The 25,217-nt window shown below is 64.4% G+C and carries 22 protein-coding genes; 5 read left to right on the forward strand and 17 right to left on the reverse strand.

Features of this window, described 5'->3' with window-relative positions; genetic code table 11:
- Positions 1 to 142: 142 nt before the first annotated feature.
- From ACOJCM_RS16965 to ACOJCM_RS16990, 6 genes are all read right to left on the reverse strand, one after another.
- Entirely contained in the window at positions 143 to 1,390 is a 1,248-nt protein-coding gene (locus ACOJCM_RS16965) for a GspE/PulE family protein (RefSeq protein WP_445213251.1), read from the reverse strand.
- 81 nt (positions 1,391 to 1,471) lie between these two features.
- Positions 1,472 to 1,930, reverse strand: coding sequence for a hypothetical protein (locus ACOJCM_RS16970; RefSeq protein WP_445213252.1), 459 nt, complete (start codon positions 1,928 to 1,930; stop codon positions 1,472 to 1,474).
- A 175-nt stretch (positions 1,931 to 2,105) separates the two neighbouring features.
- The gene (locus ACOJCM_RS16975) at positions 2,106 to 2,570 is read right to left on the reverse strand and encodes a DUF6586 family protein (protein WP_445213253.1); all 465 of its coding nucleotides are present in this window, start codon (positions 2,568 to 2,570) and stop codon (positions 2,106 to 2,108) included.
- Positions 2,567 to 5,194, reverse strand: coding sequence for a type I DNA topoisomerase (gene topA, locus ACOJCM_RS16980; RefSeq protein ID WP_445213254.1), 2,628 nt, complete (start codon positions 5,192 to 5,194; stop codon positions 2,567 to 2,569). Before topA ends, ACOJCM_RS16975 begins: the two co-directional genes overlap by 4 nt.
- A gap of 290 nt (positions 5,195 to 5,484) precedes the next feature.
- On the reverse strand, positions 5,485 to 7,968 hold the full coding sequence (locus ACOJCM_RS16985) for a DUF3141 domain-containing protein (RefSeq protein WP_445213255.1): 2,484 nt from the start codon (positions 7,966 to 7,968) through the stop codon (positions 5,485 to 5,487).
- 134 nt (positions 7,969 to 8,102) lie between these two features.
- A complete protein-coding gene (locus ACOJCM_RS16990) occupies positions 8,103 to 9,062 on the reverse strand; it encodes an ATP-binding protein (RefSeq protein WP_445213256.1) in 960 nt (319 codons plus the stop codon).
- Between the two features lie 107 nt (positions 9,063 to 9,169).
- Between ACOJCM_RS16990 and ACOJCM_RS16995 the strand changes: the two genes are divergently transcribed.
- Together ACOJCM_RS16995 and lipA are read left to right on the forward strand one after the other, a co-directional pair.
- On the forward strand, positions 9,170 to 10,159 hold the full coding sequence (locus ACOJCM_RS16995) for a LysR family transcriptional regulator (protein ID WP_445213257.1): 990 nt from the start codon (positions 9,170 to 9,172) through the stop codon (positions 10,157 to 10,159).
- A gap of 159 nt (positions 10,160 to 10,318) precedes the next feature.
- Complete coding sequence (gene lipA, locus ACOJCM_RS17000) at positions 10,319 to 11,371, forward strand: lipoyl synthase (RefSeq protein WP_445213258.1); 1,053 nt, start codon at positions 10,319 to 10,321, stop codon at positions 11,369 to 11,371.
- 100 nt (positions 11,372 to 11,471) lie between these two features.
- Here lipA and lipB read toward each other — a convergent pair whose 3' ends face one another.
- The 11 genes from lipB to ACOJCM_RS17055 form a co-directional block, all read right to left on the reverse strand.
- The gene (gene lipB, locus ACOJCM_RS17005; RefSeq protein WP_445213259.1) at positions 11,472 to 12,164 is read right to left on the reverse strand and encodes a lipoyl(octanoyl) transferase LipB; all 693 of its coding nucleotides are present in this window, start codon (positions 12,162 to 12,164) and stop codon (positions 11,472 to 11,474) included.
- Position 12,165: 1 nt separating this feature from the next.
- Positions 12,166 to 12,480, reverse strand: a complete 315-nt coding sequence (locus tag ACOJCM_RS17010; protein WP_445213260.1) for an HP0495 family protein — start codon at positions 12,478 to 12,480, stop codon at positions 12,166 to 12,168.
- A 67-nt stretch (positions 12,481 to 12,547) separates the two neighbouring features.
- On the reverse strand, positions 12,548 to 13,747 hold the full coding sequence (locus ACOJCM_RS17015; protein ID WP_445213261.1) for a D-alanyl-D-alanine carboxypeptidase family protein: 1,200 nt from the start codon (positions 13,745 to 13,747) through the stop codon (positions 12,548 to 12,550).
- A 54-nt stretch (positions 13,748 to 13,801) separates the two neighbouring features.
- Positions 13,802 to 14,776, reverse strand: a complete 975-nt coding sequence (locus ACOJCM_RS17020) for a septal ring lytic transglycosylase RlpA family protein (RefSeq protein WP_445213262.1) — start codon at positions 14,774 to 14,776, stop codon at positions 13,802 to 13,804.
- Positions 14,773 to 15,840 (reverse strand): lytic murein transglycosylase B, encoded by a 1,068-nt coding sequence (gene mltB / locus ACOJCM_RS17025; RefSeq protein ID WP_445213263.1) that lies wholly within the window; start codon positions 15,838 to 15,840, stop codon positions 14,773 to 14,775. The genes ACOJCM_RS17020 and mltB overlap by 4 nt, the downstream gene beginning before the upstream one ends.
- 35 nt (positions 15,841 to 15,875) lie before the next feature.
- Positions 15,876 to 17,036 carry a rod shape-determining protein RodA gene (gene rodA / locus ACOJCM_RS17030; RefSeq protein WP_445213264.1) on the reverse strand — a complete coding sequence of 387 codons (1,161 nt, stop codon included), beginning with the start codon at positions 17,034 to 17,036 and terminating at the stop codon, positions 15,876 to 15,878.
- A gap of 3 nt (positions 17,037 to 17,039) precedes the next feature.
- Positions 17,040 to 18,947, reverse strand: coding sequence for a penicillin-binding protein 2 (mrdA, locus tag ACOJCM_RS17035; protein WP_445213265.1), 1,908 nt, complete (start codon positions 18,945 to 18,947; stop codon positions 17,040 to 17,042).
- Positions 18,948 to 18,989: 42 nt separating this feature from the next.
- Positions 18,990 to 19,457, reverse strand: a complete 468-nt coding sequence (gene rlmH / locus ACOJCM_RS17040; protein ID WP_445213266.1) for a 23S rRNA (pseudouridine(1915)-N(3))-methyltransferase RlmH — start codon at positions 19,455 to 19,457, stop codon at positions 18,990 to 18,992.
- Positions 19,454 to 19,813, reverse strand: a complete 360-nt coding sequence (gene rsfS / locus ACOJCM_RS17045; RefSeq protein ID WP_445213267.1) for a ribosome silencing factor — start codon at positions 19,811 to 19,813, stop codon at positions 19,454 to 19,456. The genes rlmH and rsfS overlap by 4 nt, the downstream gene beginning before the upstream one ends.
- 66 nt (positions 19,814 to 19,879) lie before the next feature.
- Positions 19,880 to 20,509, reverse strand: a complete 630-nt coding sequence (gene nadD, locus ACOJCM_RS17050) for a nicotinate-nucleotide adenylyltransferase (RefSeq protein WP_445213492.1) — start codon at positions 20,507 to 20,509, stop codon at positions 19,880 to 19,882.
- 68 nt (positions 20,510 to 20,577) lie between these two features.
- Positions 20,578 to 21,879 (reverse strand): glutamate-5-semialdehyde dehydrogenase, encoded by a 1,302-nt coding sequence (locus tag ACOJCM_RS17055; protein ID WP_445213268.1) that lies wholly within the window; start codon positions 21,877 to 21,879, stop codon positions 20,578 to 20,580.
- 91 nt (positions 21,880 to 21,970) lie between these two features.
- On the opposite strand from ACOJCM_RS17055, the gene ACOJCM_RS17060 reads away from it, so the two are divergent.
- From ACOJCM_RS17060 to ACOJCM_RS17070, 3 genes are read left to right on the forward strand one after another with little or no spacing between them, the layout of a single operon-like run.
- Positions 21,971 to 22,840, forward strand: coding sequence for a hypothetical protein (locus tag ACOJCM_RS17060; RefSeq protein ID WP_445213269.1), 870 nt, complete (start codon positions 21,971 to 21,973; stop codon positions 22,838 to 22,840).
- Positions 22,833 to 23,765 carry a diguanylate cyclase domain-containing protein gene (locus ACOJCM_RS17065; protein WP_445213270.1) on the forward strand — a complete coding sequence of 311 codons (933 nt, stop codon included), beginning with the start codon at positions 22,833 to 22,835 and terminating at the stop codon, positions 23,763 to 23,765. The genes ACOJCM_RS17060 and ACOJCM_RS17065 overlap by 8 nt, the downstream gene beginning before the upstream one ends.
- Positions 23,766 to 23,809: 44 nt before the next feature.
- A complete protein-coding gene (locus tag ACOJCM_RS17070) occupies positions 23,810 to 25,210 on the forward strand; it encodes a bifunctional DedA family/phosphatase PAP2 family protein (protein ID WP_445213271.1) in 1,401 nt (466 codons plus the stop codon).
- Positions 25,211 to 25,217: the final 7 nt, after the last annotated feature.

The following is a 25,217-nucleotide window of genomic DNA, read 5'->3' on the forward strand; positions in this document are numbered from 1 at the left end:
TTATAACGCATCGGCGGCCGGCTGTCTGTCGCGATACGTTACATGAGCCAGCCCATGGGGGCCCAACCCGGGGCAAGCGTGGCCGGAAAACGCGTCTCAAGGTCATCGGCGCGCCACTCCCTTGCAAACTAGATAAAAGGGGTCAAACGGAGAGCATCGCACCCATGCGGAACACCTCCCTGACAGTAGTGACTCCCGCCTCGGCCTTGGCCAGACCATCGGCCAGCATCAGCGACATGCCACGCTCCAGCAGGTGTCGACGCAGCTCGGATTCGTCGGCATGCCGCAGGATTCGCGCATGGTCTTCCGGTGTCAGTTGCCATATCTCGAAAACCCCGATACGCCCGCGGTAACCGAGTCCATCGCACTGTGGACATCCCGTGGCACGCCAGGTCCGCTCAGGCACCGCCATGCCGATGGCCTCCATCCACTCCTGGTCGCGTCGGTCCGGCAGTGTCCGTTCACGGCAATGCTCGCAGAGTCGACGCACCAGTCGCTGCGCGATGACCAGCCCCAGGTTGGCACTGATATCACTATCCTCGAGCCCCAGCTGGCGCATCGAGGTCACCACTCCCACGGCGTCGCGACTATGCAGGGTCCCCATCAGCGAGCGCCCGCTGCTGGTCACATTCAACGCGGAAATGGCCGATTCGCGATCGCGAATCTCGCCGATCAGCACATAGTCGGGATCGAGCCGCAGCAACGAGCGCGTGCCGCTGGCAAAGTCCAGACCATGCTCGAGATCCACCTGAATCTGATTGATCCCGGGGATGTCATATTCGACGGGATCCTCCAGCGTTACCACGTGGCTATCGGTGAGCCGCAGCTGTCCAAGCAAGGTGTAGAGCGTCGTGGTCTTGCCCGCACCGGTCGGTCCGGCCACGAGCAGCATGCTGCCCGTGGCATCCATCCAATGCCTGATGCCCAGCGCTCCCGCCTCGCCAATTCCCAGCGAAGCCGTATCCTCGAAAGCCTGTGGCGGTGTCAGGAAGCGAATCGCGAGCTTCTCACCGGCAACGCAGTGCACTGCCGTGACACGCAGGAAGACCTCTTCTCCCCCCTGCTCTTCCCACTCCCAACTGAAGCTGCCCTCCGCGGTCACCAGCGAAGGTACCGGGTTGAGCTTGGAAAGCACCTTGAACTGATTGACCAATCGCGCTCCCTGCCCTGCGTTCATCCGCAGCGCATCGACGATACGACCGTCGATGCGCAGGCGAACCCGATACCCCTCCGGCTCTGGGTCCAGGTGAACGTCAGTGGCTCTGGCCCGCAGGGCATCGGCGAGCAGCGCATGTGCCTCGAGCGTGTTACCGCTCGGCGGCTGCGCACCGAGCAGCGGGGCCAGGGCCGGAAACAGTCGGGTGCGGTAAGTGTCGGGACTGCCAGGCATGCGGGTTCCTCCTTGAAGAAACCGCGCTCCGGCAAGCCGAAGCGCGGCGGGCCGAAGGACGTCTAGTCCGGTCCCTGTGGTCTATCCCTTCGGCTCGACGGTGAAGAGATTCAACAGCTTGTCCTTCTTGCCGTAGAGATGCACCGTCGTTTCGGGGAAAGGGAAGCGGTCCAGGTATTCGCTTGCGCCATTGCAGGGCGGCTTGTGCGCATGAATCATTGCCGCCAGCAGGCGTTCCCGGTTGGCATGGCTGCAGATACCCAGTGAATACCAGAGTTCCTCGCCGGGTTTGAGCAGTTTATGCCACGTCTCCTTCTCGGGATGGTGCTGCAGCTCATGACGTACATTGCGATGCTCGCCTACGTAGAGTAACTGCTGCACTTCCATATCCTGCGAATCAGGCTTGCGACCGGCACGGAATACGCAGTAGACCCCGCCATCGTCCGGCACGTCCCGCAGCGTTTCATCGGACCAGTAGCCATGCATCTCGGGTGAGAGGAAGACGCTGGACCCGGTTTCCATGGTGGGTTTGTCCGGCATGGTCATCTCCTTGCGTGGGTATTTGCCTTCAGTCTGGCAAAAAGGCCATTGATCTTCGAGGCTGCTGTCTCCCGCCTGGCCAAGACGAAGCCCCGGCGCCTGGCGCACATCAACCTTACCTGATGTGTATCAAGCGACGGGGCTCCGTCTCGTTCATGGATGTGATATGTCTCGCTCACCACTCCTGGCTGGTTTCGCGCAGGGCGGCGATTTCCCGCTTGGCCTCCTTGAGGCAGGCCCTCAGCTCGTCGCCCAGCGCCGCACTGCTGCCCACCGCGATGAGTCCTGGTTGGGAAGCGCTGCGGCGGCGCGCCACGCCGTCACTGTCGTGCAGGGCCTCGATACGCTGCAGCAGCCAGCCGAGCCAGCTCTCGGGGCGAGCCGCCAGCTCACGCAGGCGATGCAGCTCGGCAATGTCCGCCCCTTCGCTGCCGAGCAGGTCGCGCCAGTCGTGTCGTGCCAGCCGGGCATGCTCCGTCACTTCGCGCAGCAGCGACTCGAGCGCCAGCTCGGTCAACGCCAGTGCCGATTCCTCGGCGGCCATGCGGCGCGCCTCGGCGTGTTCGTCGTTGCCGGGCGCGACTTCCAGCATCAGCTCAGCCTGGTACAGCAGTTGATTGGTACGGCCTCGCGGGGTCACTTGCGCTTGTCCTCCACCTGCCATCTGCCGTTGTCATAGACGGCTCGCCAGCCAGTCGCCTTGCCCTCTTCCTCGGTCATGACGAACTGCTCCTTGCTCTTGCGAGAATAGCGGATCTGGGCCGGGCGGCCTTCGGGATCTTCGCTGGGCGCATCGAGCAGATAGCGATATTTCTCCGGCAGCTCCTTGGCGTGCGCCTTGAGCTCGCGCACCAGCGGGGGGCGGGTCTCCCGGTTGCGCGGGAACTTGCTCGCCGCCAGGAACAGGCCGCTGGCACCATCACGCAACACGTAGTGATCGTCGACCTTCTGGCAGGAAAGCTCGGGCATGGGGATGGGATCCATCTTTGGCGGCGCCACCTCGCCACTGCGCAACAGCTTGCGGGTGTTCTTGCACGCCTCGTTGGTACAGCCGAAGTACTTGCCGAAGCGGCCCGACTTGAGCTGCATCTCGCTGCCGCACTTGTCGCACTCGATGGTCGGCCCTTCGTAGCCCTTGAGTCGGAACTTGCCGTGCTCGACCTCATGGCCCTCGCAATCGGGGCTGTTGCCGCAGATATGCAGCTTGCGGGTCTCGTCGATCAGGTAGCTATCCATCGCCGTGCCGCACTTGGGGCAGCGGTGCTTGGCACGTAGCGCCTGGGCCTCGGCCTCTTCGCCGGCATCCGCGGGCACCGCCTCGTCGCCGGGCAGCAGGTCGATGGTGGTCTTGCAGCGCTCCTTGGGGGGCAGGTTGTAGCCGGAGCAGCCCAGGAACACCCCGGTAGAGGCCGTGCGAATCTGCATCTTGCGCCCACAGGTGGGGCAGTCGATATCGGTGGGCACCGGCTGATTGGGGCGCATACCCTCTTCGCTCTCGGCGGCCTCCAGCTCTTCGCGAAATTCGGCGTAGAAGGCATCGAGCAGCTCACGCCAGTTGCGCTCACCCTCGGCCACCTCGTCGAGGCTGTCTTCCATGCGCGCGGTGAAGGAGTAGTCCATCAGGTCGGGGAAGGTCTCCTTGAGACGCTCGGTGACGATGTCGCCAAGCTTCTCGGCATAGAAGCGCCGACTCTCCAACTTGACGTAGCCGCGATCCTGGATGGTGGAAATGATCGAGGCATAGGTCGACGGGCGACCGATACCGCGCTTCTCCAGTTCCTTGACGAGGCTTGCCTCGGTATAGCGGGCCGGCGGCTTGGTGAAGTGCTGCTGGGGATCGAGCGCCGCGAGCTGCATGGGCGTACCCTCGGCGAGGTCCGGCAGCGCCTGATCCTCGTTCTTGCCGGCCGGCTTCATTACGCGGGTGTAGCCGTCGAACTTGAGGACGCGCCCCTTGGCCCGGAGCTCATAGCCATCGGCTTCCACGGTCAGCGTACTGGAGAGGTACTCCGCCGGCGTCATCTGGCACGCCACGAACTGGCGCCAGATCAGATCATAGAGTCGCTCTGCGTCACGCTCCATGCCGGCCAGGTCGGATGCCTTGCGATTGACGTCGGAAGGGCGAATCGCCTCGTGGGCCTCCTGGGCGCCCTCCTTGCTCGAGTAGCGGTTGGGCGATTCGGGCAGGTAGCGCTCGCCATACGCCTGCTCGATGTGCTCGCGCGCCATGGCCAGCGCATCCTGCGACAGGTTGGTGGAGTCGGTACGCATGTAGGTGATGTAGCCCGCCTCGTAGAGACGCTGGGCCAGGGTCATGGTCTTCTTCACCGAGAATCCGAGGCGACCGCTCGCGGCCTGCTGCAGGGTCGAGGTGATAAAGGGCGCGCCCGGCTTCGAGCGGGTGGGCTTGTCTTCGCGCGCGGTGATGGCAAGCTTGGCCTTGCGCAGCGCTGCGATACGCTCGAGTGTCTCGGCCTCGGAGGTGGGCCGGAATGCCTTGCCGTGCTGGCGCACCAGCTCGAAACGCACCGGCTCGCCATGGCTCGACACGAGATCGGCATGGACGTCCCAGAACTCTTCGGGGACGAAGGCTCGTATTTCGCGCTCGCGCTCAACGATCAGGCGCACCGCCACCGACTGCACGCGCCCGGCGGAAAGCCCGCGGGCAATCTTGGCCCACAGCAGCGGCGAGAGCATGAAACCCACCACCCGGTCGAGGAAGCGTCGCGCCTGCTGCGCCTCAACACGAGGAATATTGAGTGTGCCGGGCTCCTTGAACGCCTCCTTGATGGCATTCTTGGTGATCTCGTTGAACACCACGCGGCGGTAGCGCTCGTCATCGCCGCCGATGGTCTCCTTGAGATGCCACGCGATCGCTTCCCCTTCGCGGTCAAGGTCCGTGGCGAGATAGACCGCGTCAGCCTTCTCGGCGAGCTTCTGCAGCTCGGCCACGACTTTCTCCTTGCCGGGCAGAATCTCGTAGTGGGCTTTCCAGCCATGCTCCGGGTCGATACCCATGCGCCGGATGAGCTGTTCCTTGGCCTTGTGCTTCTTGTACTCGGCTTTCTCATCGGGCGACATCTTGCGGGTTGCCGCTGCCTGGCGGGCACGCTCCTTGGGATCGGAGGCCGCCTTGCCCGAGCCGCTGGTCGGCAGGTCGCGAATATGACCCACACTCGACTTCACGACGAATTCGCTGCCGAGATATTTATTGATCGTCTTGGCCTTGGCCGGCGACTCGACGATGACCAATGACTTGCCCATAGTGCTCCACATTCTGCAAGGCGGGTCGGTTGGCTCCGCCTGACGGTTTCGGCCCGCCTGTCCGCGGCGGACGCTCCGTACGGGGTGAAAAATCCGCTTACCCTACCCCAGCAACCCGCTTCGCGCCAGTCGCTTCCGCATGGCGGCAGTAAAGCAGCAACTTGAACGTAGCATCAAGAGAGGCTCAGGCGCACGCTGGCCATGAAGGACCTTAACCAGGCATAAAAGAAGTAGCGCCCCTGTCTTGACTCGACAGGGGCGCCGGGAAGTGCTCCGAAAAAACGTCTCGCTCAGCGCTTGCGCGTCCTGCGGGTTGTGGCTTTCTTGGCTGTCGCCCGGCCCGACGCAGCACCGGTCTTAGCATCCCCTTCTTGCTCGACGGCTTTCTTCGTTGCGTTCCTGGCCGCGCCTCGGGTGGGTGCCTTGCGCTCGGCGGCCGTTGCCGTCCTGACCGGCGTCACCGTCTCGGCATCCGCCTCGAGCAGCTTGTTGACTTCGTCCCGGGCAGTCACTTCGGCCCTGGCACCTGACGCCACCTCTTCGTGAAGGTCGGCTAGCGCCTGACGGCTCGCCGCCGGATCGACTCGCTCCAAGGCTTCGGCGAAGAGATCCTTGATGTGCTCGTAGCGCTTGCTGGCATGCTCGCTGAGTTCGCCGCTAGCCGCCAGCACGTGGTCGATATGCTCCAGTGAAGCGCGAATCGCATCGGCTCGCTCGCTTGACAGCAGCTGCGGTATCGCCTCGAGCGCCGCGTCTCGATCCTGCTTGAGGATGAAGAATTGCTCGCGCACCAGATGCTTGAAGTCGGACAAGCTGCTGCCGGGCTCCAATTCGGCACGCGATGCCCGCAGGCGCTTGAAGTTGCGCTCATCGGTGGTAGGCGCGCCACCCAGCACATGAATGACCGAGCGCATCACCGCCTCATGGATGCCGCCCTCGGCCACGCGCTGGCGTAGCTCATCCTGGCGCCGCTCGATGAAGCGGCGATGTTCCGGTTCGCTGCCGGGCTGGCGACGATGGACATGGGCATCCCCGCCCAGCCCCACCATCGCCTGCAGCAGGGGCTGGCCATAGAGGGTGAGGAAGGTATGTTCGATGCTCTGGTCACGAATCTCGCGCCAGGTATCGAGCCCGTGGGAAATCTGTCGCGACGCGGCCAGCTCCAGACTGCGCAACAGGTTTTCCTCGCCTACGGGATGGCGATCCTGCCGCACCCATTCGGCCAGTACCGGCAGCGGTACCGATAACGGGTTGCGATCCGAGAGCAGCTTGTAGCCCAAGCGGATCGGATGCATGCGACGCATCAGGCGGGCTGCCTCGGTTGTCATTACTGCCCGAATCCAGGGCTGAACGAAGAGCCGATAGAGCCCCAGGTTGATTTCCGAGATACGCTCCACGGTGGCGAAACGCCGGTCGTCGTCTTCGCGGTGCTGGAGCACATCCCGATTGAGCCCCTCGATGGAGCGCGCCTTGAACTCGAGGAGGTAGTCACGCTCGATCAGCTCGGCGTCCTCGCGCTCGGCAGCGCTGGTTACCGTGGTCTCGTAGAGGCCCGGCGGCAGCACGTCGATATAGTCGATGTTGGCGGTGAACTCCGTATGCTCCTTGCGCGACACACTGCCCGACACGAAGATGCCGAGGTGGCCGGTCGTGTCGTGCACGCAATAGACGATGGTTTGCTCGTTGGCGATGATGTCGTCGATGCCCTCATAGAGGTCGCGCACCCAGCCCAGCGCCTGTGGCGGCGGCGTAATATCGTCTCCCTGGGAGCAGAACACCACCACCGGCGAACGCACGTTGCGCAGGTCGATGCGCCGGCCATCCGAGGTGACCAGCTGAGCGGTGGAGAGCCGGTTGCCGACGAACAAGTTGTCGACGATGAACTGGATCTCCTCGCCGCCCAGCACCACATGCCCCCCCCACCAGCGTTCAAAGTGAAGGTAACGCTCGGCTTCGGTATCGACATTGGCAAAGAGGCGGTATTGCTTGTCCCACCAAGTATTGGCGGGATTGAGCCGCTCGAAGTTCTGTACCAGCAGGGCGCCGTCGAACAAGCCGTTGCCCAGGTCGCTGGCCAGCGCCGTCATCCAACTGCCGCCGGTCATGCCGCCTGTGTAGCGCATGGGAGCCTTGCCCCGCTCGCCGGCCCAGTACGAGAGCGGCGCACCGGCGATCAGGATCGGACCGAAGACCTCCGGCTCGAGCGAAGCCGCCATCATGATCTGCCAGCCCGCCTGACAGTTCCCCACCACCATCGGCTTCTCACCCTTGGCCGGGTGAAGCTCGACGACACGACGCAGGAAGGCGATCTCCGCCTCCACCACGTCCTCGACGGTCTGGCCGGGCTCGGGGTAAGGCAAGAAGCCAATGAAATAGCAGGGGTGTCCGGCACGCAGGGCGACACCTACCTCGCTGTCGGGCTTGAAGCCGCCGATGCCGGGCCCATGCCCGGCACGGGGGTCCACCACCACAAAGGGGCGGGCCTCGGGATCGACCTCGACCCCATCCGGGGGAAGGATCCGCATCAGCTCGTAGTTCACCGGCCGCGGCAGGCTGCGGCCGTCCATCATCACCTCGGCGTCGAAGCCGAGTACGTTGGGCTTGGTCTTCTCGATATGCTCGAGATACTGGTTGCCACGCTCGCGCATCACGTCCATGTACAGCACACTGCGTTCGACGGCATCACGCCAGTAGTCGAAGGCGGCACGGCCAAAACCGAAAGGATCAAGCAAGCTGAACGCCTCGGTGGGCGGTGTCGGCATCAGTGAGTTCATGTTCGACTCCAGTGTTCCCTGACGAGAGCGCATCGACGTCAGGAGGAGAATTTTTGCTGCGATGCAACAAGCATAGTACGCCCTGCGTCGGTTTAAAGCAGCCGTTTTGTCGATTTTTCGTCACATCGTTCGCTTCACTCTCTGCCGGACGTCACGACCGCTTCGATACCGCCCGCTTCGCGCCACTCCGCCAGCACCCGGCACTCGCGACGCCTGGCTTCGACACCATCTCGCCCCCACGTCATCAGTCGGGCCCTGGTGTCGCCTCCCTCCGCCGCAGGACGATCGAGCCTGACGCCGGGGCCACCCCCCAATTGACCGTTGCCCGGCTGAAGGAGGCGCCAGCGCGCCTGGCCAGGGCGGCCCGGGCCATGCCCCATATGGCCGACCCTGGGACGCCGAAGGCGCTCGCCCGCCACCAGGCGAATCTGTTCGACCGCCAGGTCGAGCCCGCTCAGAACCTCGGCCAGACCCTCGTAACCCGTCAGCCCGGGCCGCATGGCAACGAAGCCCAGGCGATTGCTGACCAGCGAGAAGCTTAGCGTCGCCAGGCCAATCAGCCCGACCGCCCTGGCCCCCTGCACGGCTAGCTGGCCGAGGTAGGCACGCTGCTCGGGCGTCAGCCTCTCGCTCGGGGCAATGGCGAAATCATCACCTAGCCATTCGTGCTCGACCAAGGCCAACGCCTGGCCTCGGCTGTCTGCCAGAACGGGCAGATGCACAAGCAGAGCCTGTCTCCCCGGCCCGCCCAGCGGTAGCCCGGCCTCGCGCATCAGCTGGCGGGCCGCCCGATCGTCACACATGGCCGCCACCAGCCCTTCACGCGGCCCGATGAAGTCGATCCCGGCACGACCACAGGCCCGGGCAAGCGTCAACTGCTCCCCAGGCAACGCCTCACCTGGATGCAGCGCATCGCAGCCCAACTCACTTGCCCGCTCGACCAAAGCTTCACCTGACGTGTCATGGCCGGCACTCCAGACAAGCTCGAGCTCGGTGCATGCCTGGCCGGCACGCAGGGCAGCAAGCCCAAGCCCTGCCACCATGACACGACGCCAGCGTCCCCGGCGCGACGCCTCCCGTATCGGAGTCTGCATGGCTCGATTTCCTCAGCGCAGGCTACCGGCATGACCCTGGGCGCCGGCAGTGTTAGCATCAAAAGGGTGCATCTCCGGGCCTCCCGTGCCCTCCAGCGGATCGACCGATGACGACGCCAAGCCTGCTCAATCGCCTGACCTTTCGCCAGCTGCAGGTCTTTCTAGCCGTGTATCGCCAGCACTCCTACTCGCGCGCTGCTGAACAGCTTGGACTGACTCAGCCGGCGGTCAGTGCGCAGATTCGCCAGCTCGAGCTGGCGCTGGGCCAGGCGCTTTTCAAGTACACCGGCAGGACGCTGCACTTGCTGCCCGCGGCCGATGCCCTGGCGGCATCGACCCAGGCCATATTCGGCCAGGTATCGCGTCTGCAAATGACCTTGTCGGACATGGATGGCACGATCTCGGGGGAACTCAACCTGGCGGCGGTTTCTACCGCCCAGTACGTGGTACCGCACCTCATCGCCCGCTTCCGCGCCCATTACCCCAACGTCCAGGTACGGCTGCGGGTATGCAATCGCAGCCAGGCCCTGGAACGCCTGGCGGCCCGCCGCGACGACCTGGTGATCATGGCGATGGTGCCCGAGGACGACGACAACCTGGTCTTCATGCCCTTCCTCGAAAACGAGCTGATACCCATCGTCTGGCCAGGGCATCCCTTGCTGGAAGCCGATTCACCGACGCTGGAGGATCTCGCTCGCCATTACTTGCTGATGCGCGAGTCGGGCTCCGGCGTGCGCACCGCCTTCGAGCAGCTTGCCGCCGAACAGGACGTCGCGCTACAGCATACCATGGAGCTGGGGACCAACGAGGCGATCAAGCAGGGCGTGATGGCGCATCTGGGCGTCACGGTTCTGCCTCGGCTTGCCGTTCGCCTGGAACTTGGCGCGGGGTTGCTGGCCGAGCTTACGCTGCCGGGCTTCCCTCTGCGCCGCTCCTGGTGCACGGTCTATCCCCGGGATCGCTTTCCCACCCCGGTGACCGAGCTCTTCCTGCGCTTCGTGCGCGAGCGACTGGGGGAGATCGAGGAGCACTTCAAGGCACCGCCGCAACCGATACCCGACCACGGCGTCGTCTGTCTGCCGCTCTCACACGGCTGAGCGGGCATCGCTGTGCCGGGCAGGAGGGATATGTTAGATTACGGGCCTGCGACCAACGTATCAATTGCATACCATGTGAACCGGTAGGCCCCCGGTCATGGCCTACCGTTTTTCCGCCGCATGGTTGTTGCAGCCGCCGAGTGGAGGGGCTCACACCCTATGAGCGACAGCACCTCAAAACGCGTGCCTAGCGGTGCGAAATTTCGTACCGAACATGGCTTCGCCGCCATCAAGGATGGCATCAAGCAACGCCACCAGACCGAGGAGCGCCCGGAACCGGGGCGCAAGCCTCATTGGCTGCGCGCCCAGATTCCCGGCGGCGGTCGCTTCGAGGCGGTAAAGCGCAATGTCAGCGAGCATCGCCTCAGCACCGTATGTGCCGAATCCCACTGCCCCAATATGGGCGAATGCTGGAGCAACGGCACGGCCACGATCATGCTGATGGGCTCGGTATGCACGCGTGCTTGTCGCTTCTGCGCCGTCGATACCGGCAATCCACGCGGCTGGCTGGACAGCGAGGAGCCCGCCAATACCGCCAAATCGGTCGAACTGATGGGCCTGCGCTACGTGGTGCTGACCTCGGTTGACCGGGACGACCTGCCCGATGGCGGTGCATCGCACTACGCCGAATGCATTCGCGCCATCAAATCCAACACACCGGCGGTGGTGGTCGAGGCGCTGACACCCGATTTCGATGGTGACCCGGCTGCCATCGAGCGCGTGATCGATGCCGGCCTCGAGGTGTTCGCCCAGAACGTCGAGACGGTAGAACGACTCACCCATGACGTGCGCGACCCGCGTGCCGGCTATCGCAAGACCCTTGACGTACTGGCCCACGCCAAGCGCCATCGCCCCGAGGTGCTCACCAAGACCAGCCTGATGCTGGGCCTCGGGGAGACGGACGAGGAGATACTGGCCACCTTTGACGACCTGCGCGCCATCGATGTGGATATCGTCACTCTCGGCCAGTACCTGCGCCCCACCCGCCATCATCTGCCGGTGGAGCGCTGGGTGACGCCTGACGAGTTCGAACGTTATCGCCGCCTGGGGCTGGAGAAGGGCTTCATGGAAGTCGCTTCCGGGCCACTGGTGCGCTCCAGCTACCGAGCCGACCGGGTGTTCGAGAAAAATAACCTGGGGCTGGCGGCCCCCGCGGCCGTACCCGGCCAGGAACCTGACCCCAACCGCATCCAGGCAGTCAATGTCGGCTGACTCACCCACCGCCGACACGTTCCGCTAATGACAAGAGGCGACGTCGAGATCGCCTCTTGTGCCTATCATGCCGTCAACGCCCGCAACAGAATAAACGCGCTCAGAGACTCCCGGCCTCGTGGACAGGGGCCAGAGCCAATGGTTCGTCCCATTCAAGCAGCTCTCGGCCCAGCAGTTCTGCCAGGCGGTGGGCAAGCTGCAAGCCAGCTTGCTCGGTGGAAGGCGGCTCGGCAATCAAGTCGGCCAGGCGCGTCATGGCCATGCCGGCATAACCGCAGGGATTGATGCGCTGGAAAGGCGACAGGTCGCCGTCGATATTGAGCGCCACGCCGTGGTAGCTCGCACCACGCCGAATACGCAGCCCCAGCGAGGCGATCTTGGCCTCACCGACATAGACACCGGGTGCATCGGGGCGAGCATGTGCCTCGACATCATATTTGCCCAGTAAAGCGATCACGGCACTCTCGAGCGCCGTGACGAGATCGCGCACGCCGAGTCTCGCCCGGCGCACGTCGATCAACGGATAGAGCACCACTTGCCCCGGACCATGATAGGTAACCTGCCCGCCACGGTCCGTCTGCACCACGGGTATATCGCCTGGCATCAGCAGGTGCTCGGGCTTGCCTGCCTGCCCCTGAGTGAAGACCGGCTCATGCTCCACCAGCCAGAACTGGTCACGGGTGCTCTCGTCGCGACGATCGGTCAGCTCACGCATGGCCCGCCATACGGGCAGATAGGAGCGACGCCCAAGGGCCTGCAGGGCAATTGGCGGCACACGGCCGTCCCCGGTCATGTCACACCACCATGTGGACGCGACCCGTGGCCTTCAGGTCAGCGAACAGTGCCTTGAGTTGTTCCTCGCCAGTGGCCCGCAGGGTCAGCCTGACCGACAGGAAACGGGCCGTACGGCTCTCCACGACTTCGATGCTGGAGGCATCGAAGCTGTCGTCATGGCGCAGCACCACCTGGCAGACGGTGGCTGTGAAATCTTCAGCAGCATCCCCCACCACTTTGATGGGGTAATCGCAGGGGAAGGTAATGGTCGGCGACGCCGCCGGGCCGCTCGTCGCGGATACCCGGCGCAAATCGCGCAATTTGTCGTCTGGCATGGCTCTCAGCCCGAGTCGCGAAGGTGATATCCGAGCATTTTACTCAACTATCGGCCGCCGACCAAGGCTACAGCCAGTCGCTCAGCAAATTGCTGAAAAAGCGACGCACTTGATCGAACAGGCGCTTGAACAGGCCGCCCTCCTCGATCGACTCGAGAGCGACCAGGGGGTGTTCGCCCACGATCTCCTCACCGAGGCGCACCTCGAGAATACCCACTTGTTCGCCGAGGTTGATCGGTGCGGTGAGGTCCGGACGAATGTCCAGGCGAGCATTGAGCTCCTGATTGCGGGCGCGTGGCAATGTCATGGAGACGTCGCTGTCGACGCCGACGCGCAGCTCGTCCTTATCGCCGCCCCAGATACGCGGCGAGTTCAATACCGCCCCCTGATCGTAGAGGTTCATCGTCTCGTAATAGCGGAAGCCATAGCTGAGAAGCTTCTGGGTTTCCTGCGCCCTGGCTTCTTCCGACTCGGTGCCCATGACGACGGAGATGAGGCGCATATCGTCACGCTTGGCCGATGCGACCAGGCAATAACCCGCCTCATTGGTGTGGCCCGTCTTCAAGCCATCCACCGTGGGATCGCGCCATAGCAGGCGGTTGCGATTGGGCTGACGAATATCGTTATAAGTGAAGTACTTCTCGGCATAGATGGCATAATGCTCGGGATAGTCGCCGATGATGTACTGGGAGAGCTTGGCCATGTCACGTGCCGAGGAGTACTGTTCGGGGTGCGGCAGACCGGTGGCATTGACGAAGTTGGTATTTTCCATTCCCAACCGCGTGGCATGCTGGTTCATCATATCGGCGAAGGGGGCTTCGCCACCGGCAAGGTGCTCGGCGACGGCGACGCTGGCATCATTGCCGGACTGGATGATGATTCCGTAAAGTAGATCGCGTATCGAGACGTTCGTGTTGACCTCGATGAACATCTTGGAACCGCCCGTACGCCAGGCGTTCTCGCTGACGCTTACGGCGTCGTCCAGGCTGATGTTGCCGCGGTCCAGCTCACGCTCGACCAGATAGGCGGTCATCAACTTGGTCAGGCTCGCCGGCGGCAGGCGCTCGTCGGCGTTGTGCTCTGCCAGCACCCTGCCGCTGTCGGCATCCATGAGGATCCAGGATTTCGCCGCGATCTGAGGCGGTGCCGGAATCATGGTCTGGGGCTGAGGCACGGCTTGCGCCAGCGCCTGGGATACGACCAACAGCAGGCCAAGCAGCGTCAACGGCAGAAACCGCGAACGGAAACGGGAAAGCAGCACTCGCATGGGCATGGATCTCATCGCTACGTCGAGAAAGGTCAAGGGTGTAACAAGCGCCGATCAATCGGCGTCGTTGACGATAAAGGCCTGATCGAAACCGGCACGCCTCAGCTCTGCCCGAGCCGGTTCGACCTGCCCGGTGTGCGCCAGAGGCCCCACCTGGATCCGATACATGCCGGTAGCATCCGCAACGCGCACGGGATGCGACAGTTCGCGCTCCAGGCGAGCCTTGAGCGCACGTGCGCTATCGGCCGAACCCAGCGCTGCGATTTGCAAATAGATCACTTCCGCGTCGCTGTCGGCTTCGTTGCTTGCGCTGGCTTCGGAGGTTGCACTGGGGGCGGCACGGGACGTCGCCCCCGCGCCGGCCTGTGCTGCAGCGTCGCTGCGTGACGCCCTGTCGGGCGCGGATTGGACAGTGCCCTCAGCCGTTCGGTTCGTCTCTACGCTGCCATTCTCTGCCAGCCAGGCCTCGGGGTCGATCGCTTCGACCTTTACCCTGCCCGTACCGCGGTCGAGTATATCGAGCCTTGCAGCAGCGGCATACGAGAGGTCGATCTCGCGGTCGCTATGGAAAGGGCCGCGATCGTTGACGCGCACGATCACCGAGCGGCCATTGTCGAGACTGGTGACTCGGGCATAGGTGGGCAACGGCAAGGAGCGGTGCGCTGCGCTCATCTTGTACATATCGTAGATTTCGCCGTTGGACGTGGCATAGCCATGGAATTTCTCGCCATACCATGACGCCGTCCCCTGGCGTTCGTAGCCACGGGCGTCCGGCAATACATTGTAGGACTTGCCCCAGACTTCATAGACGGGGCGATTGCCCCCACGCGAGGGGGGCTCCACGCGTGGCACGGCATCGGGGATCTGGCTGACGTCGGGTGGATCCTGGGGGTAGGCATCGCCACTCATGGCGTAACGCTCCGCCGACGTAGAAGGCGCCCCGTCACGCTGCGCCGGCGCACTCGAACCGCTGCCGGCACAGCCTGCCATCAGCGTTGACACGACCAGTACCAACCCCAGGACTTTCACAGTGACTCCTCCTGCTCAACAGACAAGGATACGGACAGCGGGAAAGGCTCGAGGTCGCGCATATCCGCTATTGCCTCGGCCAACTCGGTCACGGCCATGGCATAGAGGTGGCTGTGGTTGTAACGGGTGATGACATAAAAGTTTTCGTGGCCCAGGCGGTAGCGCCATGACGTTTCGTCGACCTCCAGTGCCAGCGGGATCACCCGCTGCTTCGGATCGAGCCCGGCGGGCGATACGACTCTCTCCCGCGCCAGTTCGCCCACCTCGGCATAGGGCCGCAGGGTGCGGTTGAACTCGACCGACTCAGGTGGCGTCTCGGGCCCCTCGGCCTCGACATAGATGGGCTCATCTCGGCGCCAGCCATGTTCGGCGAAATAGTTCCCCACGCTGCCGATGGCATCGACGGGATTGGCCCACAGGTCACGCTGGCCATCGCCGTCAAAGTCAACGGCATAGGCGCGGTAGCTGGTGGGGATGAACTGGGGGTAACCCATGGCGCCGGCATAGGAACCCGTGAGACTGCCGGGCTCCACCTCCTGCTCATGCGCTATTTCGAGAAAAGCTGCCAGTTCGCCGCGGAAGAAGCTGCCACGCGCGGGGTGGTGGAAAGCCAGCGTGGAGAGCGAGTCAATGACACGATGGCGGCCAGTGAAGCGGCCGTAACTGGTTTCAACGCCGATGATGGCGGCGATGATCTCAGGCGGCACACCATATTCGGCCTGGGCGCGCTCGAAGGCCTCGTCGTGAGAATCGATGAAGGCCACGCCCCGGGCGATTCGCTCCGGCTGCAGGAATATCTCCCGGTATTCGTCCCAGCGCAGCCGCCGCTCCGCCGCACCCGCCATGGCATCGAGCACGCCCTGCTGGAAAGCGGCACCCTGCAGGGCCGCCTCCAGCCATTCGCGCTCGATGCCGCGCTCGGCCAGCTCATTCACCAGTTGCCTTGCACCCTCGTGCCGCTCCGGCGCGAAATCCGCCGCGTGCAGAGCCGGCGCCGGCATTCCAAGGAACATGGCCGTCAACGCAGCAGCCCCGGCCCCTTTCCAACTACACAATGGCGTCATGCTTGTGCCACTCCCTGACTGGGCCTAAAAACCGGCTAGCGCGGCAGTAGTCGCCGGTGCCCGTGAATCGACATGAGAATACCGAATCCCGCCAGCAAGGTCACGCTGGAGGTTCCCCCGTAGCTCACCAGCGGAAGCGGAACGCCCACAACCGGCAAGATCCCGCTGACCATGCCCACATTGACGAAGATATAGATGAAGAAGGTCAGTATGATGCTCCCCCCAAGCAACCGGCCGAAGGTATCGTGCGCCGACGCGGCAAGCCACAGCCCGCGGAACACGATGAGGAGGTAGAGTCCCAGCACGAGCAGCATGCCCACCAGGCCGAACTCCTCGCCGAGGACGGCCACGATGAAATCGGTGTGGCGCTCGGGCAGGAATTCCAACTGCGACTGGGTTCCCTGCAGCCAGCCTTTGCCCCACAGCCCGCCGCTGCCGATGGCGGTCGTCGACTGAATGATGTTCCAGCCCGCCCCCAGGGGATCGCTCTCAGGGTTGAGGAAGGTCAGCACCCGCTGGCGCTGGTAGTTGTGAAGATTGATCCATAGCAGCGGCAGTGCCGCAGCCGCTGCGACGCAGAGCAGGCCAATGAAGCGCCAAGAGAGGCCCGCCAGCAATACCACGAAGATACCGGCACAGGCCACCAGCAGGGAGGTGCCCAGATCCGGCTGCTTGGCGATCAACACGACGGGCAAGCCGAGCAACACGGCACTCACCAGCAGATCTTTCCAGCGTGGAGGCAACGGGCGTCGGCTAAGCCATGCCGCGAGCATCAGCGGCATGGCCAGTTTCATCAATTCGGAAGGCTGGAAGCGAATCACCCCGGGTATCTCCAGCCAGCGCTGTGCGCCCATGCCGAAATCGCCCACAAGCTCGACCGCAATCAACATCAACAGGCCGGCGCCGTACATCAGCGGCGCCCAGCGCATCAGCGTGGCGGGTGGCAGCTGTGCCAGGATCAGCATGACCACGAGCGCCACCAGGAAGCGCGTTCCCTGTGCCATGACCACCTCGATACGCTGGCCGCTCGCGCTGTAGAGCACTACGAGCCCCGATACCAGCAGTATCAGCAGCAATGCCAGCAACCACGGGTCGAGATGCGTTCGCTCCCATAGACTCCTGCGTCGCGAAATGCCGCTTTGCGGCGCCCGCACGGGCCGCGCCCGCAGTCCTTTCATCAAGCCCATCAACGCCATCGCTCAGTTCCCCGCCACGGTACTGTTGTCGTTCTCCAATACCTCGCGCACTTCCTCGACGTCGGGCGCCTCTTCCTCCAATAGCCAGGCATCGGTCATGGCCCGTGCAAGGTGTGCCGCATGGGTACTGCCACCACCGGCGTTCTCGACGATAACGGAGACTGCAATCTGAGGGTCCTCCAACGGGGCAAAGGCCATGAACAGCGCGTGGTCGCGCAGGCGCTCGGCGAGCTCTTCTGCGTTGTACCGCTGGTCCTGCCCCAGCGAGAAGACCTGGGCGGTACCGGATTTTCCACCCATGCGGTACTCGAGCCCAACACCGGTGCGCCTGGCCGTCCCCTCGTTGCCGGTGAGCACCTTCTCCATGCCGGCGAAGACGCGATCCCACCAGGCCTCGTTCTGGATGACGATGTCGCCGGGAGTATCCGGCAATTCCGTCGGCACCGGCGCTTCGCCGATCCGGTTCGCCAGGCGGGGCTTCACCCAACGGCCACGATTGGCGAGTACCGCCGTAGCCGTTGCCAGCTGCAGCGGGGTGACTTGCCAGTAGCCCTGACCGATGCCGACCGAGAGTGTTTCGCCTGGGTACCAGGGCTGATTGAAGCGAGCCCGCTTCCAGTCCCGCGAGGGCATCAGCGCTCCACTCTCGCCATAGACATCGTGCGCGACCGTCTGGCCGAAGCCGAAGGCGCTCATCTGCGCATGCAGACGGTCGATGCCCATCTCATGGGCGAGCGAGTAGTAATAGGTATTGTTGGAGACAGCGATGGAGCGCTCCATGTCCACCCGACCATGCCCCCAGCGCAGCCAGTTGCGATAGCGTCGGCTATCGTTGGGCAGCTGATAGAAGCCGGGGTCGTTGATCGTGCGATCCGGCGTGATCACTCCCTCCGCCAGGCCGGCCAGGGCGAGAAAGGGCTTGATGGTCGAGCCCGGCGGATACTGACCGCGGATGGCACGATTGAAAAGCGGCAGGTCGATATCCTCCTGCAGCTCCCGATACGAGGTGAAGTCGATCCCGGTCACGAACTGGTTGCTGTCGAAACCGGGGACGGACACCATGGCCAGAATTTCGCCGGTTCCGGGCACAATGGCCACGATGGAGCCACGCCTGCCATCGAGAAGTTCGTAGGCCAGGTTCTGGAGTTCCCGGTCGAGGGTCAGGGTCAGGTCCTGCCCGGGCACTGGATCGGTGCGCCCCAGCTCACGCAGCACCCGTCCCCGGGCATTGGTTTCCACTTGGCGTAAACCGGCCTCGCCATGCAATACGTCTTCGTAGAAGCGTTCCACGCCGGTCTTGCCGATGAAATGGGTTCCGGCATAGCGCCCCGGGTCCAGCGTCTTCAACTCATCGGCATTGATACGGCCGACATAGCCCAGTGCGTGAGCCATGATGGGGGCATCCGGGTAGTAGCGCAGCAGCTGGGCCTCGACCTCGATCCCAGGCAGGCGATGCCGATTGACCGCCAGCCGGGCGATCTGAAGCTCGTCGAGATCGCTCATCAGCAGCGCCGGCTGGAACGGACGCTGTGGCTGGCGAGCGCGGACACGGAATCCTTCGGCCTCTTCCGGACTCAGCGCCAGCAGCTCTTCGAGTCGATCCAGGGTGGTATCGAGGTCGTCGACCCGTTCCCGGGTCAGGGTCAGGTTGTAGGTGGGCCGGTTCTCGGCCAGCAGCTCGCCGTTGCGGTCGTAGATCAGACCGCGGGTGGGGGGCAGCGGCTCCACCCGCACCCGGTTCTTCTCAGAGCGGGTACTGTAGACTTCATGCTGAACGACCTGCAGATAGATGAGCCGCCCCGACAGCAGCCCGACCAGCAGCAGTATCGTCAGCGCAGCAAGGAAGGCGCGCACGCGAAAGATGCGCAGCTCCTGCTCGGGATTCTTGAGGGTGTCACGGCGGTCGCACATGCCGGCTAATGATCTCGACTCAGGGTTTCGGAAAGCCGCCGCTCAGCGGTGGTAGGGGTGTCCTACCAGCAGGGTCCAGGCGCGGTAGAGCTGTTCGGCCAGTATGACCCTGACCAGGGGGTGAGGCAGGGTCAACGGTGAAAGCGACCAGCGCTGGTCCGCAGCGGCAGAGAGCTCGCTTTCGAGGCCATCCGGCCCGCCGACTAGCAGGACCACGTCCCGCCCGCCGAGCCGCCAACCTTCGGCCTCCTGGGCCAGACGCTCCGTACTCCAGACCCGCCCGCCGACCTCGAGCGCCACGATGTGCTCGTCACCGCGAAGCCGCTCGCGCAAGCGCTTGGCCTCGAGGGCGACGGCCCGGGCGGTGTCGGCGTTCTTGCCGCGCTGTCCTGGGGCGATCTCTTCGATCTCCAGGCTGAAATCGCGAGGCAGGCGCTTGCGGTACTCCTCGACGCCATCGTTGACCCAGGCAGGCATGCGGGTGCCGACCGCCAGCAGGCGGATCCTCATGCGCCACCGTGCTCCTGCTGCTCCATGTCGTTAGGCAGGTCGGCCCAGAGCCGCTCCAGGTCGTAGAGCTGACGCGTTTCGGGCAGCATGACATGAACGACCAGATCGCCAAGGTCCACGAGGACCCAATCGGATCCGGCCTGCCCCTCGACGCCCAAGGGCTGGATACCACTGGCCTTGGCCTGTTCCACCACGTGCTCGGCAAGGGCCGACACGTGGCGGGTGGAGGTACCGCTGGCCATTACCATCAGATCGGTGACGCTGGTCAAGCGCGAGACATCCAGCAGCGCGACATCCTTGGCCTTGAGATCCTCCAGTGCATCTACCACCAGTGTCTTGAGCGAATCGTTGTGCATAGCCCCTCATCTACGGGAAGTCTTGGACGCCGCCATTGTAGCGTCTTGGGCAGCGGCTGGCAGCGTTCAACGCTGCCGATAGAGCGAGTTGGCGATTATCCTTGCCTCGACGGACGCGGGCAGCAGATAACGAACGCTGCGGCCCGCTTGAAGCCGCTGGCGAATCGCCGTTGCCGAGAGAGCCATGCGCGTGGGAAGCGCAAGGCGAAGCAGGCGGCCCGCAGGCCACTGCATCAAAGCGGCGGGACTATCGACCTCGCGCCCCGCAATCAGTTCGACCAAGGCAGGAGACAATGGCGCCTGATGATCGGGACGGTCAATGACCACCAGATGAGCCAGCGCGAAAAGCCGCTGCGGTGAATGCCAGTCGGCCAGGCGAAGAAAGGCGTCATGCCCCAGCGCCATGACGAGGCGCGCCTCGACGCCGTACTCCTCGCGCAGACTGGCCAGGGTATCGGCGCTATAGGAGGGGCCATCACGCTGGAGTTCACGGCCATCGGCCAGGAGCCCCGGGGTATCCCCGATGCCCAGCCGCAACAGCGCCATGCGCTCGCCTGGCGAAACTTGTGGCGAATCGCGCAGCGGCGGCATGCTCGCCGGGATCATGTGGACGCGATCCAACCCCAGCACCTCGCGCAACTCGACGGCACTGCGCAGATGACCCAAGTGCACGGGATCGAAGGTGCCGCCGAGCATGCCAATACGTGGCGGCTCGAGCGGCTTCGCCGCTTGCCTTGAAGGCAGTGCGCTGGTCTGTTGGGACGTCACCGACGAACCTGGCCGTCGCCCAGCACCACGTACTTGCGCGTAGTCAGGCCCTCGAGCCCGACCGGACCGCGCGCATGGAGCTTGTCGGTGGAAATGCCGATCTCCGCCCCCAGGCCATACTCGAAGCCATCGGCGAAGCGGGTCGAGGCATTGACCATGACCGAGCTGGAATCGACCTCGGCCATGAACCGACGTGCCAGGCCGTAATGCTCGGTGACGATGGCGTCGGTATGATGCGACCCGTAGCGCTCGATGTGATCGATGGCGTCATCGATGCCGTCAACCACGCGTAGCGCCAGTATCGGAGCTAGGTATTCCGCGCCCCAGTCTTCTTCTGTCGCGGCAGCAATGCCATCGAGGATGGCGCGGCTGCGTTCGCAGCCGCGCAGCTCGACGCCATGCTCGGCATAGGCGTCGGCCAGCCTCGGCAATAGCCCCTCGGCGACCGCCGCATCGACAAGAAGCGTCTCCATGGTGTTGCAGGTGCCGTAGCGCTGCGTCTTGGCATTGACAGCAATTGCCAGCGCCTTGTCGAGATCGGCAGTGGCATCGACATAGACATGGCAAACCCCGTCCAGGTGCTTGATCACGGGGACTCGCGCCTCACGTGAAATGCGCTCGATCAGCGACTTGCCACCGCGGGGAATGATCACGTCGACGTACTCGGGCATACTGATCAACCGCCCTACCGCAGCCCGATCGGTGGTGGCAACGACCTGCACCGCCTTCTCCGGCAATCCGGCCTCGAGCAGACCCTCTCGAATGCAGGCGGCGATAGCGGCATTGGACTGGCAGGCCTCGGAACCACCACGCAAGATGCTGGCATTACCCGATTTCAGGCATAGGCTGGCGGCTTCCAGGGTTACATTGGGGCGCGATTCGTAGATGATGCCGATCACGCCGAGGGGAACGCGCATCTGCCCCACCTGAATGCCACTGGGACGAGAATGCAGGCCGTCGATCTCACCCACCGGATCAGGCAGCGCCGCCACCTGGTAAAGTCCTTCCACCATGGCGTCGAGTCGCGCATCGTCGAGCGCCAGGCGATCCAGCAGGGCAGCCTCCAGGCCGCACTCTCTTCCGCGCGTCAGATCGGCGGCATTGGCGGACAGTATCTCGCCACGGCGCCGCTGAAGCTGTTCGGCCATCGCCAGCAGGGCGCGGTTCTTGTCGCCCGTTTCGGCACGACGCATCGCAGTGGCGGCGGCACGCGCCGCCTGACCCAGACCGGTCATGTAGGCGGCGACGTCCGCCACCTCGGTATGGGCAAGTTCGGTTTGGGAGGCGTGAGCGGTCATGTGGAACGAAGTTCTCCTGGGGCAGAGCGCCACACGGCGCTACGGGCGTTATACTGGCGCGACAACTCGAGAGACTCCATAGTAAGGCACCATGCAGAGCAAGTACAAAGTCGGGCTGATGCGCCTGAACCTGTGGGCAGCGGCGCTGCTGCTGGTCGTTCTGGCCTATCTTTCGGAACCGCTATCCAGCAGCCTGCTGCTGGTGCTGGCGAGCGGCTGGCTGATTGTCACCGCCAGCCTGCTCGAAATGAGCCATCGGCGCCCGGCCACCATTCCCTGGCAGCTGCTGCCCAGCCTGCTGCTGGCTGGCCTGCTCGTCGTCAATCCCGAACGTCATGCACTCTGGCTATGGGTCTGGCCTGCCCTGCTGATGCTGCCCCAACCCGGCTGGGTGCTGGCGCTGAGCTGCGCGTTGGCCGGATTCACCTGGTGGAACCTGGCCGACCTGCTGGGTCCCGAGCAGACGCTCTTCTCGGGGCTGGTACTGCTGCCCTTGATGCTGCTCGCCCTGGCGCGCAATCGTCATCTGCTGCCGACGCACGCCGCCGCTCGCCAACGCATGCGACTGGTACCGGGACTTCCCCTCTGGAGCGGCCAGCAGCTCTCCCATGACCTGCGCCGCGAGCGCGCACGCTGTCAACGTGAAGGCGTGCACGGCGAGCTCATGCTGTTGCGCACGCCACGGCATCAGCTCTGGCCACTGGCGCAGAACCTGTGCCGCCTGACCCATGAATTCGAGAACTGCTATCGTCTCGACCATCGGACCCTGGCCACGCTGCTGCTGAGTCGCAACCAGGAACAGGCCCGCGGACGACGCCAGACCCTGCTCAAGGGATTGCGTCCCAATGCCAAGGTGCGCTTCATCCCGCTGAGCCACGCCACGTCGCTCGAAGAGCTGACCGGGCGCTTCGAGCACCAGCGCGAGGACACGCTGATCGAGACGGAGCATCTCCATGGATGACGGCAGCCGGCGCCACGCCGCGCGCTTCGTGGTTGCCTATGCCATCGCCGCGCTGCTGCTGGGCGGTTACGCCCTCTGGCGCTACCTCATGGGCGACTACAACCGCATACTGCTGCCCGCCTCCCTCGCCCTGGTCATGCTGGTGGCATGCCTGCTGCGCGTTGCCCGAGCCAGCCACACACGCCTGCCGGCCTACCTCGCCCTGATCGTTGGCTACTTGATGCTGGCGCTGGAGCTGCCATGGCTCGAAGAAGCGGGGGTCATGTGGCTCGGCCTGGCTCCACTGCTCACGGTACTTCTGCTGCCGCTCTCTTCCGCCATGTTGCTCAACCTGCTGCTGACCCCGGCGTGGCTATTGCTCGGCGACATGCTGGTGGAACCGTATCTGGTGTTGAGCTTTGTCGCCATGGCGCTGGTCGTGGCCCTGGTGCCGTGGGAGCAGCGCCGTCAATTGGCGCTGCTCAATGCCACCAACCCCCGCGATCGGCACTGCAACGCCCTGTCACGCGAAGCCATGCACGAACTGCTGGCCAGCGAATACCACCGCACCCAGTTTCTCGGCCAACCCCTCGCCGTCCTGGTGCTGCACCTCCCCCAGTTAGAAATGGCCAGCGAGCAGTTCGGCAGCCGGGCACGCCAGTCGTTGCTCGACGCCCTGTGCCTGGCCGTTCACCGCTGCTCGCGACGCCATGATTTCCTGGGCCGGCAAAGCGCGTCAACCTTCTGGCTGGTACTGCCCGATACCAGCCAGAGCGGCACCCAGATGGTGCAGCAACGCATCGAGCAGGCATTGGAGTCTACGGTACTGGTCGATACCGGCACGCTACAGGCGTCCATAGCCCACTGTCAGCGGATGCCCGGTGAGAGCTGGCCGCGCTTCGAGCAGCGCCTGCTAGGCCTGACACGACAGCTCAGCGAGGCCTGAGCGGCCCCCTGCGACTTGCAAGAAATGACACGAGGAGTCCCTGCTTGAGTCTGTTCGAGACCCTGCAACAGCTTGCCCGCTCCCCCGAAATGCTGCTGTTGATCATGGGCGCCATTGCCCTGTTCGAGTCTCTTGCCCTGGTCGGCCTGCTCCTGCCGGGTGTGGTGCTGGTCACGGCCGCGGCCTCACTTGCCGGCCATCAGGACATGCCGGTGACCTCACTGCTGATAGCGGCTTTCATCGGCGCCGTTCTCGGCGACGGGTTCAGCTTCGCCCTGGGGTATACCCAGCGCGAGCGGGTTACCCGGCTATGGCCTTTGTCGCGCCATCCCGAATGGCTGGCTCGCGGCGCCCGCTTCTTCCAGCGCTATGGCACCCTCTCGGTATTCTTCGGCCGTTTCGTTGGCCCGGTACGTCCTGTGATTCCCCTGATTGCCGGGATGTTGCACATGTCGCCCCGCGCCTTTCTCTGGGCCAACCTGGCATCGGCCGCCCTTTGGGCGCCGGCCTATGTCCTGCCGGGGTACCTGCTGGGGCAGACCTGGCAGCAGCTACTCGACATCCCCGAGGGGCTGGAAGCCCTGTTGATCACCTTGGCGATCATGCTCGTGGTGTTGACGCTGGCCTTTTCGTGGCTGCGCCACCAGGTAAGCCGCTCCGGGCGTGTCTACCGGGCGCTGGCACGCGGCGCCAGACGCCACTCCACACTGCGCCGGGCGTGGCTGAGATGGAGCTGGCGTGGCGGCGAGATCCCCCTGGCCAGCTGGCTGCTGTTGATTCTATCGCTTGGCGGCCTTTCGGGCCTGACGATCGCCGTCATAAGGCAGAGCGGGCCCTTCCTCATCGATCTTCAGGTATACGCCTTCTTCGATTCTCTGGTCGTGCCGGCACTTCCCGCGGCAGGCCAGGTGCTGGCGCGCGTCGGTGACATTGCCGGCATCCTGGCTCTCGTTCTGCCCTGGGGTGCCTGGCTGATGGCCCGCCGGCACCTTGCCGCCCTGGCCCACATCTTCGCCGGCCTAGGCGGCATCGCCGTGCTCAACATACTGGGCAAGGCACTGATCGGCCGGCCACGTCCGGAGACGCCGGACTACCTGACCGGCTCATTGTCCTACCCCAGCGCCCACGCCTCGTCCGCCGTGGTGCTGTACGGCCTGGCCGCCGCCTTCATCGCCCAGGAGCTGCCACCGCAACGGCGTTTCTGGGCTTACTGGCTGGCCATCGCCCTGACCCTGCCCATGGCGCTCTCACGCCTGGTCATCGGCGTGCACTGGCTCTCCGACCTGATCGGCGGCGGCCTGCTGGGACTGGTGGTATGCGCCCTGGTGCGCCTGGCCTGGCAGCGACGGGACCACGCTCCGCTCACGCCCTGCCCATGGCCCTGGTTGACGGTGGCCTCGCTGGTACTGCTCAGCGCCCGGGTCGCCTTGTTGCCGGCGGTTTGATGCGCCC

The organism is Billgrantia hypersalina (genome assembly GCF_052584175.1).